The organism is Natrinema sp. CRL1 (genome assembly GCF_059162405.1).
Window position 1 is genome coordinate 831945 of record NZ_JBLVOY010000002.1, and the last position, 14000, is coordinate 845944.

At 66.6% G+C, this 14000-nt stretch carries 13 protein-coding genes; 6 read left to right on the top strand and 7 right to left on the bottom strand.

Annotation, left to right across the window (positions count from 1 at the left end; translation table 11 throughout):
- The first annotated feature begins 12 nt into the window (after positions 1-12).
- The gene (locus ACJYUO_RS09950; protein WP_494345216.1) at positions 13-1842 is read left to right on the top strand and encodes a carbon starvation CstA family protein; all 1830 of its coding nucleotides are present in this window, start codon (positions 13-15) and stop codon (positions 1840-1842) included.
- On the opposite strand, the gene ACJYUO_RS09955 is transcribed toward ACJYUO_RS09950, so the two are convergent.
- Positions 1839-2468, bottom strand: a complete 630-nt coding sequence (locus tag ACJYUO_RS09955; RefSeq protein ID WP_494345217.1) for a DUF8052 family protein — start codon at positions 2466-2468, stop codon at positions 1839-1841. The genes ACJYUO_RS09950 and ACJYUO_RS09955 overlap by 4 nt on opposite strands.
- Positions 2469-2657: 189 nt before the next feature.
- Between ACJYUO_RS09955 and ACJYUO_RS09960 the strand changes: the two genes are divergently transcribed.
- Complete coding sequence (locus ACJYUO_RS09960) at positions 2658-2882, top strand: DUF8007 family protein (protein ID WP_494345218.1); 225 nt, start codon at positions 2658-2660, stop codon at positions 2880-2882.
- A 66-nt stretch (positions 2883-2948) separates the two neighbouring features.
- On the opposite strand, the gene ACJYUO_RS09965 is transcribed toward ACJYUO_RS09960, so the two are convergent.
- Both ACJYUO_RS09965 and ACJYUO_RS09970 read right to left on the bottom strand, forming a co-directional pair.
- The gene (locus ACJYUO_RS09965) at positions 2949-4148 is read right to left on the bottom strand and encodes a redox-regulated ATPase YchF (protein ID WP_494345219.1); all 1200 of its coding nucleotides are present in this window, start codon (positions 4146-4148) and stop codon (positions 2949-2951) included.
- A gap of 215 nt (positions 4149-4363) precedes the next feature.
- On the bottom strand, positions 4364-5431 hold the full coding sequence (locus ACJYUO_RS09970; RefSeq protein ID WP_494345220.1) for a pyridoxal-phosphate-dependent aminotransferase family protein: 1068 nt from the start codon (positions 5429-5431) through the stop codon (positions 4364-4366).
- 117 nt (positions 5432-5548) lie between these two features.
- Here ACJYUO_RS09970 and ACJYUO_RS09975 point away from each other — a divergent pair, with 117 nt between their 5' ends.
- The 3 genes from ACJYUO_RS09975 to ACJYUO_RS09985 all read left to right on the top strand — a co-directional run bounded on the left by ACJYUO_RS09975 (position 5549) and on the right by ACJYUO_RS09985 (position 7903).
- The gene (locus tag ACJYUO_RS09975; RefSeq protein WP_494345221.1) at positions 5549-6226 is read left to right on the top strand and encodes a class I SAM-dependent methyltransferase; all 678 of its coding nucleotides are present in this window, start codon (positions 5549-5551) and stop codon (positions 6224-6226) included.
- Positions 6227-6298: 72 nt separating this feature from the next.
- On the top strand, positions 6299-6730 hold the full coding sequence (locus ACJYUO_RS09980) for a universal stress protein (RefSeq protein ID WP_494345222.1): 432 nt from the start codon (positions 6299-6301) through the stop codon (positions 6728-6730).
- 267 nt (positions 6731-6997) lie between these two features.
- Complete coding sequence (locus ACJYUO_RS09985; protein ID WP_494345223.1) at positions 6998-7903, top strand: right-handed parallel beta-helix repeat-containing protein; 906 nt, start codon at positions 6998-7000, stop codon at positions 7901-7903.
- Between the two features lie 14 nt (positions 7904-7917).
- Here the strand turns inward: ACJYUO_RS09985 and ACJYUO_RS09990 are convergent, their stop codons facing one another.
- Positions 7918-8694 carry an NAD(P)H-hydrate dehydratase gene (locus tag ACJYUO_RS09990; RefSeq protein WP_494345224.1) on the bottom strand — a complete coding sequence of 259 codons (777 nt, stop codon included), beginning with the start codon at positions 8692-8694 and terminating at the stop codon, positions 7918-7920.
- Positions 8695-8816: 122 nt separating this feature from the next.
- Between ACJYUO_RS09990 and ACJYUO_RS09995 the strand changes: the two genes are divergently transcribed.
- Positions 8817-9446: a phosphoribosyltransferase gene (locus tag ACJYUO_RS09995; protein ID WP_494345225.1), complete on the top strand. Its 630-nt coding sequence runs from the start codon at positions 8817-8819 to the stop codon at positions 9444-9446.
- Positions 9447-9450: 4 nt separating this feature from the next.
- On the opposite strand, the gene gdhB is transcribed toward ACJYUO_RS09995, so the two are convergent.
- From gdhB to ACJYUO_RS10010, 3 genes are all read right to left on the bottom strand, one after another.
- The gene (gene gdhB / locus ACJYUO_RS10000; protein ID WP_494345226.1) at positions 9451-10770 is read right to left on the bottom strand and encodes a glutamate dehydrogenase GdhB; all 1320 of its coding nucleotides are present in this window, start codon (positions 10768-10770) and stop codon (positions 9451-9453) included.
- Between the two features lie 2 nt (positions 10771-10772).
- Entirely contained in the window at positions 10773-10919 is a 147-nt protein-coding gene (locus ACJYUO_RS10005; RefSeq protein WP_138244352.1) for a rubrerythrin-like domain-containing protein, read from the bottom strand.
- Positions 10920-11028: 109 nt separating this feature from the next.
- Positions 11029-13986, bottom strand: coding sequence for a bacterio-opsin activator domain-containing protein (locus ACJYUO_RS10010; protein ID WP_494345227.1), 2958 nt, complete (start codon positions 13984-13986; stop codon positions 11029-11031).
- Positions 13987-14000: the final 14 nt, after the last annotated feature.

Genomic DNA, 14000 nt, shown 5'->3' on the forward strand with positions numbered 1-14000 from the left:
GGAGTTAGTAACATGGCAGGTGTAATTTGGATCGTCGCACTGGTGCTCGTGTTGTTCTCGGTCGCGTACGTGGGGTACGGGCGGTACCTCCAACAGTTCGTCAATCTCGACGACAGCCGGGAGACGCCAGCACACAAGTATCAAGACGGTCAGGAATACGTGCCGGCGAAAAAGCCGGTGCTACTGGGGCATCACTACTCGAGTATCGCGGGGGGCGCGCCGATCGTCGGCCCGATTACGGCCGCACTGGTTTGGGGTTGGGTCCCGGCCGTGCTGTGGGTCGCCATCGGCAACCCGCTGTTGGGTGCGGTCCACGACTTCGTCTCGCTGTCGAGCAGCCTGCGACACGAGGGGAAGTCCATCGGCTACATCATCGGGGAGTACGTCGGGGAACGGGGCAAGAACATGCTGCTGTGGTTCGCGTTCCTGCTGACGATCCTCGTCGTGGCCGTCTTCGCGCTGGTCATCGGGATCGTCTTCAACGGCTACCCGCAGGCCGCCACCGCGAGCCTGCTGTACGTCGGGCTCGCATTCGTCTTCGGATTCTGGCTATACCAACTGAACCTCCCGTTTTCGGTCGGGACGGTCATCTTCGTTGCCGGCATCTTCGCGACAGTCTGGGTCGGAATCCAGTACCCGATCGCACTCTTCGGCTCGGAGTTCCCGAATGCACCGGATACGATCGTTCTGTTCGGTGAGACCGCGCCCGGGTTCGTGCCCGAACTGGGATTCAACGCGAACGTGGGTGCGTGGGTCCTCGTGATGCTCGTCTACGGGGGTCTCGCCAGCGTCCTGCCGGTCTGGATGCTGTTGCAACCCCGTGATTACCTCTCGTCGTTCCTGCTATACACCGGCGTCGGCGGGGCGTTGCTCGCCGTCATCGTGGGGACGTTCATCACGTCCACCAGCGAACCGCTGACCTTCCAGATCGACGCGTGGTACGGCGTACTCGGCAGCGACAACGCGGCGTACGATCTGATGCCGCTGTTCCCGTTGCTGTTCATCACGATCGCCTGCGGGACGATCAGCGGGTTCCACTCGCTGGTTTCCTCGGGCACCACGGCGAAACAACTCGACAAGGAGACCGACGCGCGACTGATCGGTTACGGCGGGATGCTCGGTGAAGGACTGCTCGCCACCGTCGCGCTCTGTACGATCGGCGTCGCGGGGATCGCCGGTGCCGGCGGCATCGGGACGGCGCTGCCGAACTTCGCGACCGGTGGCGGCGTGATCCTCACCGCATTCGGTCTTCCGGAAAGCTACGGTGCGCCGTTCATGGCGCTGGTACTCGCCAGTTTCCTCCTGACGAGCATGGACACCGCGGTCCGTCTCAGTCGGTACATGGTCGAAGAACTCGTCGGGACGCCCCAGACTACCGTCGAGGAATACGGCGCGAACCGGTACGTCAACACGAGTCTCGTCGTCATCGCCGCCTTCCTGCTCCTCGGAACGGGCAGCTGGGAGGACCTCTGGCTGCTGTTCGGCGGAGCGAACCAGTTGCTCGCCGGACTGGCGCTGCTGACGGGCACGGTCTGGCTCGCTAACTGGGACCGGAGCAAGCAACTGATCAGTACGGGTGTCCCGCTGGCACTGATGTCTGTCGTGACGATCATCGGGTTGCTGTGGGTCGCCTTCTATCAGGTCCTGTACAGTCGGCTCCTCATGGGTGATCCAACCATCTGGACGTGGATCGCCGGCGGCGGCCAAATCCTGATCAATCTAACGTTGATCGGATTGGCGCTGTCGCTGCTGCGAATGGGCTACGGAAACATCAAGTCCAGTCGCGGCCTCGGCGGCGACGCGGTCGCCGCGGACGGCGGGAAGCCGGCAGAAGACGACTAAAGCTGTAGCCGTCGGGCGATTAGCCCGAGCAGACCGACTTCTTTCCGTTCAATCTCCTCCCAGAGCCGGAAGGCCGTCGCGATATCGGCGTTCTCGCTGGCGACGAGGTCCTCCGGTTCGGGCGCGACGACGGCCAGATTGATCTCGTAGTGGCCGTGATAGCCGTACTTCAACAGCGTCCGGTCGGAAAAGCCCGCAACGCGACTGCGAACCTCGTCGGGAATCGACGGCGTGACCGCGACGAACGTGAACTCGGTGCTGTAGTGTTCCTCGTCGGGATCGATCCAGTCGTCGCCGAGTCGATGGCCGAGGTCGACGTAGCGGTCGAGCACTGCGTCGTCGACGCGGTCGACCTGATCGACGAACAGGTGTTCGGTCGACTCGTGCTCGGCGATCGAGATGGAGGGATGGAGGAAGTGTTTCTGGCTCGCGAGGTCCATCCGCCCGTACAGCGTGAACCGCTCGCCGTCGACCGAGCGATCCTTCTCGAGGTCGTAGTTGTGCATCAGACGGTCGCTTACCCGGTCGACGTACTCGTCGTCCCAGTCGGGCACGGCCGCCGTTTCGATTCCCGTACTCGAGTCTGCCTCAAGGGAGTCCTCGGATGCCGGCTCCCGGTCAGACATGGGTGGTGAGTCCTCCATCGGCTCGAGCGGGTGCCGTTCGCGGGGCCGCCCGTCGGGGACAGCGAGTCGCAGTAGTGACCGTTTCCATGTGGGTAGATGCCACGTCTCGGGCAAAAGTCCGTCGGCACGGGGCCGGCCCGTTGCGAGCAGATTTAAGTGCGACTGGGGCATACCATGCCCTAGATTCACATGGGAAAAGACCGCGAAGCCTGCGGGCGTTGTTCGATGTCGGTCGCCGTCGACGTCGCGAACGCCGACACCGACGAGGAGGCACGGAGCGACCGCGACCCCTACGGCGAGGCCCGAATCGAGGTCGACGAGGACGAACTGCGGACCGTCTCGCCCGGCGCGTGGCTCTCCGGGCTCGCGGGACGGCTCGACGACGCCGCTGAGCGGTTCGTCTGGGGACAGTAGCGTACTTCGGAGCCGTGGGGTCGAACGCTCCGACGCGTCGCAAATTCTCGCGAGCAGTGCGCCACCTCAGTTGGTCGTGATGACTTCGATCACGTCTCGAGACTCGACTTCGTAGTCCTTGCCCAGTTGGCGGTTCGTCCGACAGTCGATCGCGTGCAGGAAGCCGTCGCCGATGTCGGAGTGCAGACTGTAGGCGAAGTCCTCCGCGGTCGAGTTCGGCGGGATCAGGTAGCAGTCCGGCAGCACCTCGCCGCGTTCGTTCCCCAGTCCGTTCGCGCCGCCGGGGAAGACGGGAGTGACCCCGAGGACGTCGAAGAGCGCGGTTTCCAGTGCCGCCTGCACGCCGGTCGCGCCGAATTCCGTGAGGAAATCCCGGATCTGCTCTAAGCCCTGTTCTTGATCGCCGGAGATATCGCCCGTAATTTCGAAGTCGTCGTCGCCGGGTCGGTAGTCGACGACGCCGGCACCGTCGGCGGACTTGAGCGCCTTCTCCGCGTGGGCGCTGCAGGGAACGATCGTCAGGTGGTCGTAGTCGGGATCGTTCGCGATCTCCTCGTAGTTTGCCTGCGCTTCGGGGGTGTCCATCTTGTTCGCCGCGATGACCATCGGCTTGGTCTCCTTGCGGATTTCGCGGGCCAACTCGAGTTGGTCGTCCTCGTCCCACTCGTCGGGATCGAAGCCGACGTCGACGCGCCGGATGAGCCGCTTGATCTCGTCCTCGTTGGTTTTGAACGCGCTCATCTGCTCGGCGAGTTCCTCCTCGATGGCGTCGTCCTCGGTAGTGTAACCCGTCTCGTATCGATTGATCCCCTTCTCGAGGACGCCGAGATACCACTGGTCGAGTTCCTCTTCCAAGAACGCGATGTCGTCCCGCGGGTCGTGGCCCTCGGTGGGTTCGCCCTCGGCGTCCGTCTCCCCGGAGAAGTCGACGACGTGGACGAGCACGTCGGTCTCGTTCAGGTCGGAGAGGAACTGGTTGCCCAGCCCGTTGCCCTCGTGTGCCCCGGGGATCAGCCCGGCCACGTCGACGAGTTTCGTCGGGACGAAGCGGGTTCCGTGGTCGCAGTAGCCCACGTTGGGGGTACACTCCTCGTCGAATTCGGGTGCCGCACAGTCGACGCGGACGTAGGCCTCGCCCACGCTGGGGTCGATGGTTGTGAACGGATAGGCCCCTTCGGGCACGTCGTTCATCGTTGCCGCATTGAAGAAGGAGGACTTGCCGACCGAGGGTTTGCCGACGAGTCCGATCCGGTAACTCGTACTCATTATCCGTCCCTCGAGCGGCCAGACTAAACGGGTTTTGTTCCGATTCCGGGGTGCTACGAGTATGCCTGCCACACCGTTGTTCGAACCGTTCGATCGTTCGACACCCCGTCGTCCCGAACTCTCGGGTACGTCGTTCATCGTCGCCGTCGCAGAATCGCTGTGCGATTCTGCGGCCGTCAGCGCGGAGCGCTGGCGGCGGCGTTGAAGAATCGAGCCTAGTCGAGGACGGCAACCAACGCGTCCATCGTTCGCTCGACGCGATCGAGACGCGCGTTGTGTCCCATATGCCCGACCCGGAGGATATCGTCCTCGAGGTCGCCGAGTCCGGTCGCGAGGACGATGTCGTGCTCGTCGGCGAGCGTCTGCTGTATGGCCGTCGCGCTCCCGTCGACAGCGAGTGCGGTCACGGTTGGCGACGGCGTCGCTCCGTCGGGGTACAGCGACAGCCCGAGATCGGCGGCCCGCTCGCGACAGCGCGCGGCGGCGTCCTCGTGGCGCTCGAAGACCGACTCGAGGCCCTCCTCGAGCAGTAGGTCGGTCGCCGTGTCGAGCCCGTAGAGGTTCGACGCGAGGTGCGTGTAGGGGAACCACTCGTCGGCGGCGGCGTCGCGCCACGGCTCGAGGTCGGTGTACAAACTGTCGGTTTCGAAGGACTCGATCTTGTTCCACGCGCGGTCGCTGATCGAACAGACCGTCAGTCCCGGCGGCGCGCTGAAACACTTCTGGGACGCGCCGAGACAGACGTCGATCCGGTCGGTCGGCACCGGCGTCCCGCCGAGCGAGGAGACGGCGTCGACGACGCTGATGACGCCGTGTTCTTCGAGGGTCTCGAGGATCGGTTCGATGTCGTTCAGCACACCCGTCGGCGTCTCGCAGTGGACCAGCGTCGCCACGTCGAAGGATTCGTCGGCGAGCAGGGACTCGACTCGCTCACGGTCGAGCGGGTTCCGCCACGAGGTGTCACAAACCACGGCCTCGCCGCCGGCCATGTCGACGAAATCCGCGAACCCCTCGCCGTAGAGCCCGTTTGCGATACACAGCACCCGATCGCCCGGTTCGACCAGCGACGCGATCGCGGCCTCGAGGCCGAGGATGCCCTCGCCGCCGAGGATCACGATGTCGTCGTCGCCGTAGATCGCCTCGAGTTTGGCCGTCAGGTCGCGGTAGAACTCGAAGAATTCGGGTTCGACGTCGGGGTTCGGTGTCGGCTCGCTCATCCGTTCACGGACCGCCGCGGGTACCTCGGTCGGCCCGGGGGTCATACGCAGTCGATCGTCGCTCATACGCGGGATAGCGGCGCGTCCGGCCATAAAACCACTCGAGACGACGGCCGTTCCCGCTCGTGCGGGCCCGGGAAAACGGGTATCAACCCGGTCGTCGTCGGGTACGACGAGTCCGCCATGGCCGACCCTGACCCACGGTGCGCTGCGAGCGAGCAGCGGATCTCCCATCCCGCCTTCGCCGCACTGTCCGACCGATTCGTGCCGGATCGATTCCTGATCGGTACGCACCGCGAATACCTCGCGGCCGACCTCTCCGGGCGCGTCCTCGATCTGGGCGCGGGCAGCGGCCCGATGTTCCCCTACGCCGCCGATGCCGGGGGCGACGACCTCGCGTATCACGCGGTCGAACCGGACCCGAACATGCGACGCCGGGCCGCACGCAAGGTAAAGCGCACTGACTTGTCAGTCGCCCTCCGCGACGCCCGCGGCGAGTCGCTGCCCCACGCCGACGACAGTTTCGACGTCGTGCTCTCCGGGCTGGTCTTCTGTACCATCGGCGACCCCGACGCCGCCCTCGAGGAAGTCGCCCGCGTCCTGCGGCCGGGCGGGGAACTGCGCTTCCTCGAGCACGTCCGAAACAGCGGCTGGCGCGCGCGAGCCCAAGACCGGCTGACGCCGCTGTGGGAACGCGCCGCCGGCGGCTGTCAGTTGAACCGCGAGACGGTCGCGCGCTTCGTCGGTCACGACGCGTTCGGCGTGCTCGAGATCGAGCGGACCGGCGTCGGAATCTTCCCGGTGACGCCGGTCGTCCGCGGGCGGCTTCGACGGCGAGACGAGGAGTTCTCGATCCCGTAGCGGCTCTGTCCGGCCGGACTGCCACGGAATCGTGAGCGAGCCGTTAAGCCGTTTGACGTGGTATCAGTACACATGATCGAGAAGACGCTCGTGCCGATCGACGATTCCTCGCAGGCCGAGGCGGCGCTCGCGTACGCCCTCGAGGAGTTTCCCGATTCCTCGATCACGGCGATGCACGTCGTTCGCCTGCCGGAGGGATACTGGGCGTCGTTCGCCGGCTCGCCTGCGGAGTTACCTGGATACGACCGGGCGCAGAGCCACGGCCGGGAGCTGCTGGAAACGGCGGCCGAAACGGCCGCTGCGGAGGGCCGCGAGATCGAGACGGTCATCGAGACAGGGACGCCGACACGGGAGATTATCGACTACGCCGTCGACGGCGACTTCGACCAAATCGTCGTGGGGAGTCACGGCCGCCACGGCGTCGATCGCGTCCTGCTCGGCAGCGTGTCCGAAGCGGTCGTCCGCCGCGCGCCGATGACGGTGGTCGTCGTCCACGACCAGTAACCGGAACCGTCGATCGGCCACAGCACTGCCGAATCCGATCGAATGCTCTTGTGGCCCGATCGCGGCCGCCAGTCACGACGCGTTAGTTCCGTGTTCGGATCGCTCGCTTGCCCGGAGAAAACGCTCGAGACTGTTATCGGTCGGTCAATGCTGCCGACGAGACTGGTGTCGGTGCTCGTCGAGAACAGGAACGCCGAACTGATTTTCACAAACTGATGACTATAACTATTCCTTATACGTTCGCCGGTGGTCGTTGGCGTATCGGTTATGTCTCCCGAACAACACCGAAGGACGCACCTGAACCGTCGATCGTGTCTCACAGTAACCGCCACGGCAGTTGCGGGGGCGATCGGCGGAGCGGGAACGGTCGGCGCGGCGTCGGACGGCGGGTACGAGACGGTCACCGTTCCTCCGGGCGAGCGCGAAATCGTCCGGGTAGAGGACGGCGAGACGTTCGAGAACGTCCTGTTCGACGTGACGGCAAGCGGGGCCGCGGTGACGATCGTCGCGTACGGCTCGGACTGGACCATCCGGAACGTCGCGGTTCGTGGGCAGGTCGACATGGGTGACGAAGCGGTGATCGGCGCGGCCGATACCGGCGGCGGGACCTCTCGCATCGAAAACGTGTGGCTCGGCGACGGCGCGGTCTACGAGAAGAAAGGTGGGACCGGGATCTGGGTCAGTCCGGATCATGACGGCCACCTCGAGATCGACCGGGTGAACGTCCAGCGGATGTGTGACAACGGGTTCTACTGCTCGCCGCCGGGTGCGGGGTCTGGCGGAACCGTCGCCCTGCGGAACTGTTATGCCGCAAACTCGTGGATCGCCAATTACCGGCTCGCGTCGGGAATCCTCGAGAACTGCGTCGCCGCCGTTACCGACGAGCGACAGTACCGCACGGGACGGGGCGTTTGGGCGTGGCCGTCCGGGCCGGTCGTGGTCCAAGGGTGTCAGTTCGCCATGAACGGGCACCACTACTCGTTCGTCCCCGGTGCGAACGACGAGGGAAGCGATATCGTCGCCGACGAGACCCACTGGGACGATGCGTTCCACGGCGGCTGGACCGATCACCACGGCGGAACGGTATACTTCGGTGGTGAGACCGGGACCGACCCGCAAGACATCGTTCCCGAGGGTTGTCCGATGTCGGCCACAGCGGCAGTCGAAGAATAGGGCGGGCCGCCCCGTTATCGGATCGTGTCCGGAATCCGCTCGATGACGTCCGTCGCGACCACGCCCGGGCCGTACTCGGCCGTCGCGAGTTCGCCGGTCTTGCCGAGGATCCACGCGCCGAGTTCGGCGGCCTCGCGGCGGTCCATTCCCTGACCGAGCAGCGACGCCGTGATTCCGGCCAAGGTATCCCCGGTCCCGGCGACGGTCATAGCCGACGTTCCGGTCTCGTTTTCGATCCGTTCGCCCTCGGCGACGATCTCGTCGACGTCTCCCGTGAGCGTAATGACTGCCCCCGTTTCCTCGGAGAATGCCTCGAGTGAGCCGTAGGCCTCGTAGATCGGGTCGTCCTCGGAGCCGCTGGGCGTCAAAATCGCGTTCGAGAGGTCGGCCTCGAGGGCGGGTTCGATCGCCAGCGCGTCGACGATCATCGGGACGTCGATGCGATCGACCGCATCGCGCACCGCCTCGGGCTCGGTGTCGACGAGACCGGGGCCGATCACGACGGCGTCGGCCCACTCGCTGACCGCGACGGTCCGTTCGACGGCACCGTCGGAGAATGCCTCGTGGCCGTAGTGGTCGACGAGTAAGTTCGGCGAGTGACCCGCGACGATCTCGTAAATCGGTTCGGCGACGAACGCCCGGACGTGATCCGAGCCCGTTCGGAGCGCCGCCCGCCCGACGAGTGCCGGCTGATTCGGGTACGCGACGCTCCCGGCGACGATCCCGACTCGGCCGTTGTCGTGTCCGGACTCCTCCGAGACGTTCGAGAGCGTTTGCTGGAGCCGTGCCATATGCACCGTCCCGAACGACGCCGTGTAGGCGTTCGGCAGGCGAGTTCCGGTCCCGCGGTGTCCCCACCCGGCGTGTGCGACGCAAACGCATAGTGGATCGGTGCCGTAGCTCCCGACTGACTATGTTCGACGACAGAACCGACGCCGGAAAACGCCTCGCAGCGGCCCTCGAGGCCCGCGGGCTCGAGGCCGATGTCGTCCTCGGGATTCCCCGCGGTGCCTTGCCCGTCGCGCGGCCGGTCGCCGACGCGCTTGCGGCCGACCTCGATGTCGTCGTGGCGCGCAAGTTGGGCGCGCCCCACAACCCGGAGGTGGCGCTGGGCGCGGTCGCCAGCGACGGCAGCGTCTGGTACAACGACGACCTGCTCGAGCGGGTGACCCCCTCCGAGGAGTACCTCGCGGAGATTCGGGACCGGGAGGCCGAAAACGCACGCGAGAAAGCGGATCGGTACCGCGAGACGGACGGCCTGCCCGATCTGGATGGAAAGCGAGTCCTGCTCGTCGACGACGGCGTCGCGACCGGCGCGACCGCGACGGCCTGTCTCCGACAGGTCCGGGAGAGCGGGGCCGACTGGGTCGGGCTGGCCGTCCCCGTCGGCTCCCCGCGGTCGATGGATGCCCTCGAGCGGGAGGCCGACGACGTGATCGCGCTGGAGACGCCCGCCGACTTCCGCGCCGTGGGCCAGTACTACCGGAACTTCGGGCAGGTGACCGACGAAGAGGCGCTCGAATATCTTGATCGAGGTTCCTGAGCGCTCACGGCCAGAGGCCGCGCGTCTCGTGTGCCTCGGCGATCCGATCGAGCGCGACGGCGTAGGCGGCGTCGCGCCAGGTTACGTCCCGCCGCTCGACCTCGGTTTTCAGGGCGGTCCACGCCGTGAGCATCTCGGCCTCGAGTTCCTCGTGGACGCGCTCGAGTGACCACGCGCGGCGGTTGATGTCCTGCAACCACTCGAAATACGAGACCGTCACGCCGCCGGCGTTCGCGAGGATGTCCGGAATCACCTGGACACCCCGTTCCGCGAGGATGGTGTCGGCGGCGAAGGTAGTCGGGCCGTTCGCGCCTTCGACGACGATGTCGGCCGCGATCGCGTCGGCGTTGTCCGCCGTGATGACGTTGCCGACCGCGGCCGGAATGAGAACGTCGACGTCTAGCTCGAGGAGATCCTCGTTCGAGAGCCGTCGGACGCTGTCCGCGTCGGCGATCTCGGTCGCAAAGCGGGTGACCGCTTCCGGCTCCTCGTCGTGAGAGGGAATCTCGTCGACGTCGATTCCGTCGGGATCGTAGATCGCGCCGTTGACGTCGCTGACGGCGACGATGGTCGCACCCCACTCCTCGAGCAGGCGGGCGGCGTTCGCGCCGACGCTGCCGAAGCCTTGGACGGCGACGGTCGTCTCGGAGAGCGGGTAGTCGTAGTACTCGCAGGTCTCCCGGGTGACGATGGCGACGCTCCGGCCCGGCGCTTCCTCGCGGCCGTAGGAGCCGCCGATGACCGGCGGTTTGCCGGTGACGACGCCGGGGATCGTCTCGCCTTCCTGCATCGAGTAGGCGTCCATCAGCCACGCCATCGTCTGCGGGTCGGTTCCCATGTCCGGTGCCGGAATGTCAGTGTTCGGCCCGATCACGTCGCGAATCTCTTGGGTGAACCGCCGCGTCAGCCGCTCCTTTTCGCCGTCGCTGAGGGACTTCGGATCGACGACGATGCCGCCTTTCGCGCCGCCGAAGGGGAGGTTCATCACGGCACATTTCCACGTCATCCACATCGACAGACCGACGCACTCGTCGCGGCTCACGTCGGGGTGGTACCGCAGTCCGCCCTTGTAGGGCCCGCGGACGCTGTCGTGCTGGGCCCTGTAGCCGGTAAAGACCTCGACCGACCCGTCGTCGCGCTCGAGGGGGACCGTCACCTCGTGGACCGCCGCGGGGTGTGCGAGGCGCTCGAGGGCGGCGTCGTCGATATCCAGTTGGGCGGCGACGCGGTCGAGTTGTCGTCGCGCAGTCTCGAGTGCGGTTTCGGGGTCGGTCGGTTCGGCCGTCGCTTCCCGTGTCGGCGACGAACGCTTTTGAGAAGACATCGTTACTCGATCGGTGTGCGCCGATTTCGCATCTCCGCACCGCACTCGGGGCAGGCGTCCGGCGCAGCCGCGCGGACGACGGTTCCACAGTCGAAGCATTCGTAGGTCGATTCCGCCTCGGGATCGAAGTCGGCGTCTTTGTGTTGCATGGGAACGATGACGAACGGTGTCGCGATGCTCGTCGCATTTAGGAATACAAGGGATATTAGGATGAGTATATCCGTCAGATAACTAGCGTCGCCAGTCAGTTGGGGGTCACTATTCAACCCCCGGCGAACGGGTTGCCGGGAGGCCGATCTCGTCGAACACCACTTCGAAGAGTTTCCGCTGGACGGCCCGAATGTGTCGGTAGAACGCAGCCGGCGAGATGCCGAGCGTATCGGCGACGTCCTCGCCCGAGTTCTCCCGCGGCGATTCGAAGTAGCCGCCGTAGTACGCGATCTGGACGACCTCGAGTTGGCGGTCCGTGAGCCGATCCCGCAGCGTCGATCGGAAATCGCGCGGCGACGTTCGGTCGACGGTCCGTTTCGAGCGCAGGTCGACGTCCGAGAACGCCGTCGAGACGATGTCGGCGCTCTCCCGCGCGTCGACGGATCCGGGAACGTCGATGACGATTCGGGTGCTCGAGGGAGACGCCTCGATCCCCCGTAACACCGCGCCGTGGTCCGCGAGGCGAAGGGCGAGCGCCGGGCGGGCGAGTTGCAAGCGGACGATCCCGCCGTCGCCGTCGGTGCTCCCATCGCCCTCACCACCGCCGCCCTCGCCGATGACCTGTGCGCGCTCGACGGTGACGAGGTCCGCGGTCGCGGCGGCGACGGCGTCCGGCGACGCACCGTCGACCGCGGCGAAGACCGACGCGCCGTCCTCGTGCTGGCGGACGCTTCCGTCGACGGAGAGCGCACAGTCGGCCCGTCGTGCGAGCCGCGCGAAAACGAACGCGTCGTCGTCGACCTCGAACTCGAGTCGCGTGCTCGTGTCTGCGACCAGCGCCCGCTTGCGTTCGACCGCGGCGATCGCGGAGGCGATCGTCTCGCCGAGTTCCGCGAGGACGGCCCGAATCATGTCGTCGAACGCGCCGGGCCGATCGGCGTAGACGGTCAGAACGCCGTACGTGAACTCGTCGTAGGACAGCGGAACGCTCACCGTAGACTGGTACTCGCGAGCGAGCGCCGCCGACCGCCACGGCTCGTCGCGGAGGCCCTCGGCGACGTTCGACACGACGGTTTCCTCCCGGTCGGTCGCCGCCCTGACCGCGGGCTCGCTCCCGTCCGCGAGCGAGAGCGACACGCTGTCGAGATATGCCCGGCCGTTCGATCCGCCGCCGTGGGCGCGGGACTCGAGTCGGTCGCCGCCGGCGTCGCTGGTGCCGATCCACGCGAACGAAAACCGGTCGGCGGCCGTGAGCCGGTCGCAGACGGCGCGTTCGATCTCCTCGCGGGTTTCGGCTCGAACCAGCGCCTGATCGAGTTCCCTGATGATCTCGTTGACCCGGTTGAGGCGGGTGAGCTGTCGATTCCGCCCCTCGAGTTCCCGATCCCGTTCGCGCAGCGCGTGCTCTCGTTCGACGCGGTCGAGGGCCGCTTCCGCGGTCGCCGCGAGCAGGTCCGTCAGCTCTCGGGCCACGTCGTCGAACGCGCTCGGTTTCGGTGAGCCCGCGACGAAAACGCCGTGGTCGCCGAGCGGCACGTAGGCCGCGCTTCGGAGGTCCGTCCCGGGGTTCGAGAGCGACGGTGAGTCGTGTACGTCCGCGAAAAATTGGCTCTCGCCGTCGACGAATACGTCCCCCGGAACGCTGTCGTCCGTCGCCCGGTGGTCACGAACCGGCCCGTGTACCCGCTCCATCTCCGGCGAGGACGCGGCGGGCCGTAACACGTTGTCGTCCGTGTCGAACAGGTACGCCGCGCTCGCCTCGCAGTCGAGGACGTCCGTCGCATCGTCGACGATGATGTCGGCGATCTCGCGGTCCGTTTCGGCGTATAAGAGTTCGCGGGCCGTGCGGTGGAGTGCCGTCAGCGCCTCCTCGCGGCGTTTTCGGGTCGTGATATCCCGGCAGCTATAGAGGGTCGTTCCGCCCTGAATCGAGACCTCGCGGACGTTGACCAGTAGCGTGTGCTCGCGACCCGCCCGATCGGTCACTGTACACTCGAGGTTGGTCAGGACGCCGGCCGACTCGAGGTCGGCGCGGTCGAAGAGCTCCGGCTCGAGCAGTTCGTCGATCGTCCCCAGCTCCCGAATCTCGTCGTCCGAGTAGCCGAAGATGAAGTGGACGTTCGGACAGACGTAGGTGAACTCGCCGTCGTCGTCGGTGATGAGGACGGTGTCGGTCATGTTGTTGAGCGTCACCCGGTGGAGTTCCTCGGACTCGCGGAGTTCGCGCTCGAGTCGGGCGCGTTCGGTGATGTCGGTTGCCCGCGCGAGCAGCGAGACGACCTCGCCGGACTCGTCGCGGACCGGTCGAACGGTCACTTCGAAATGGGCCTCGGCCGCGTCCGCTACGTCGCTTGCGGGCTCGCGTCCGTCTCCCGCGCTCGCGCCGCCCCCGTCGGCGCGGAGTTGCGTTAGCTCCCGGTGAGCCGTATCGCCGCTCGCCGCCCGGTCGATCGCCTCCCGGATCGCCGTCTTTCCGTCGGCGGTATACCGCCACCACGGAAGGTCCTGTAACGGCCGGCCGCGAACGTCTCCCTCGGTCGCGCCGATCGCCTCGAGCGCGGGGTCGCTGGTCCGTCGAACGATTCCGTCCGGCTCGAGCACCCACGAGTACGTCTCGGGGTCCTCGAAAATCGCGTCGAACTGGCGAGCGCGCTCCCGCCGGCCTCGGCGCTGGCGGCCCGTCGAGAGCGCCCGGTCGATCGCTGCCCGGCAGTCCGCAACCGGGGCATCGGCGTCGGCGCGCGGAACGTAGGCCGTCACGTCCGCGGCGACCGCGTCGCTGGCCAGTGTCTCGTCGCCGTCGGCCGGCGCGAACACCACCGGGAGATCCGGGTCGCGCTCGCGAACCGCCTCGAGCAGCGCGAGTCCGGTCGCCTCGGCCGCCGGCAGTGACTGCACCGTCAGCAGACAGTCGACGGACCGGCTCTCGAGCCGATCGAGTGCGGCGGCTACTGTCGACACCGCGGTCACGTCGCGCGCGTCGCCCGCAAGCGCACTCGAGAGGGTCCCGTCGGACGGCTCGACGACGAGAAGGTGTGCGCTGTCAAACGTTGCTGGCGAATCCATTCGTCTCCGGTAGG

What these genes read in the sequence shown, in the direction of transcription:
- ACJYUO_RS09950 (WP_494345216.1), top strand. Translation starts at nt 13, where the DNA reads ATGGCAGGTGTAATTTGGATCGTCGCACTGGTGCTCGTGTTGTTCTCG.
- ACJYUO_RS09955 (WP_494345217.1), bottom strand. Translation starts at nt 2,468, where the DNA reads ATGTCTGACCGGGAGCCGGCATCCGAGGACTCCCTTGAGGCAGACTCG.
- ACJYUO_RS09960 (WP_494345218.1), top strand. Translation starts at nt 2,658, where the DNA reads ATGGGAAAAGACCGCGAAGCCTGCGGGCGTTGTTCGATGTCGGTCGCC.
- ACJYUO_RS09965 (WP_494345219.1), bottom strand. Translation starts at nt 4,148, where the DNA reads ATGAGTACGAGTTACCGGATCGGACTCGTCGGCAAACCCTCGGTCGGC.
- ACJYUO_RS09970 (WP_494345220.1), bottom strand. Translation starts at nt 5,431, where the DNA reads ATGAGCGACGATCGACTGCGTATGACCCCCGGGCCGACCGAGGTACCC.
- ACJYUO_RS09975 (WP_494345221.1), top strand. Translation starts at nt 5,549, where the DNA reads ATGGCCGACCCTGACCCACGGTGCGCTGCGAGCGAGCAGCGGATCTCC.
- ACJYUO_RS09980 (WP_494345222.1), top strand. Translation starts at nt 6,299, where the DNA reads ATGATCGAGAAGACGCTCGTGCCGATCGACGATTCCTCGCAGGCCGAG.
- ACJYUO_RS09985 (WP_494345223.1), top strand. Translation starts at nt 6,998, where the DNA reads ATGTCTCCCGAACAACACCGAAGGACGCACCTGAACCGTCGATCGTGT.
- ACJYUO_RS09990 (WP_494345224.1), bottom strand. Translation starts at nt 8,694, where the DNA reads ATGGCACGGCTCCAGCAAACGCTCTCGAACGTCTCGGAGGAGTCCGGA.
- ACJYUO_RS09995 (WP_494345225.1), top strand. Translation starts at nt 8,817, where the DNA reads ATGTTCGACGACAGAACCGACGCCGGAAAACGCCTCGCAGCGGCCCTC.
- gdhB (WP_494345226.1), bottom strand. Translation starts at nt 10,770, where the DNA reads ATGTCTTCTCAAAAGCGTTCGTCGCCGACACGGGAAGCGACGGCCGAA.
- ACJYUO_RS10005 (WP_138244352.1), bottom strand. Translation starts at nt 10,919, where the DNA reads ATGCAACACAAAGACGCCGACTTCGATCCCGAGGCGGAATCGACCTAC.
- ACJYUO_RS10010 (WP_494345227.1), bottom strand. Translation starts at nt 13,986, where the DNA reads ATGGATTCGCCAGCAACGTTTGACAGCGCACACCTTCTCGTCGTCGAG.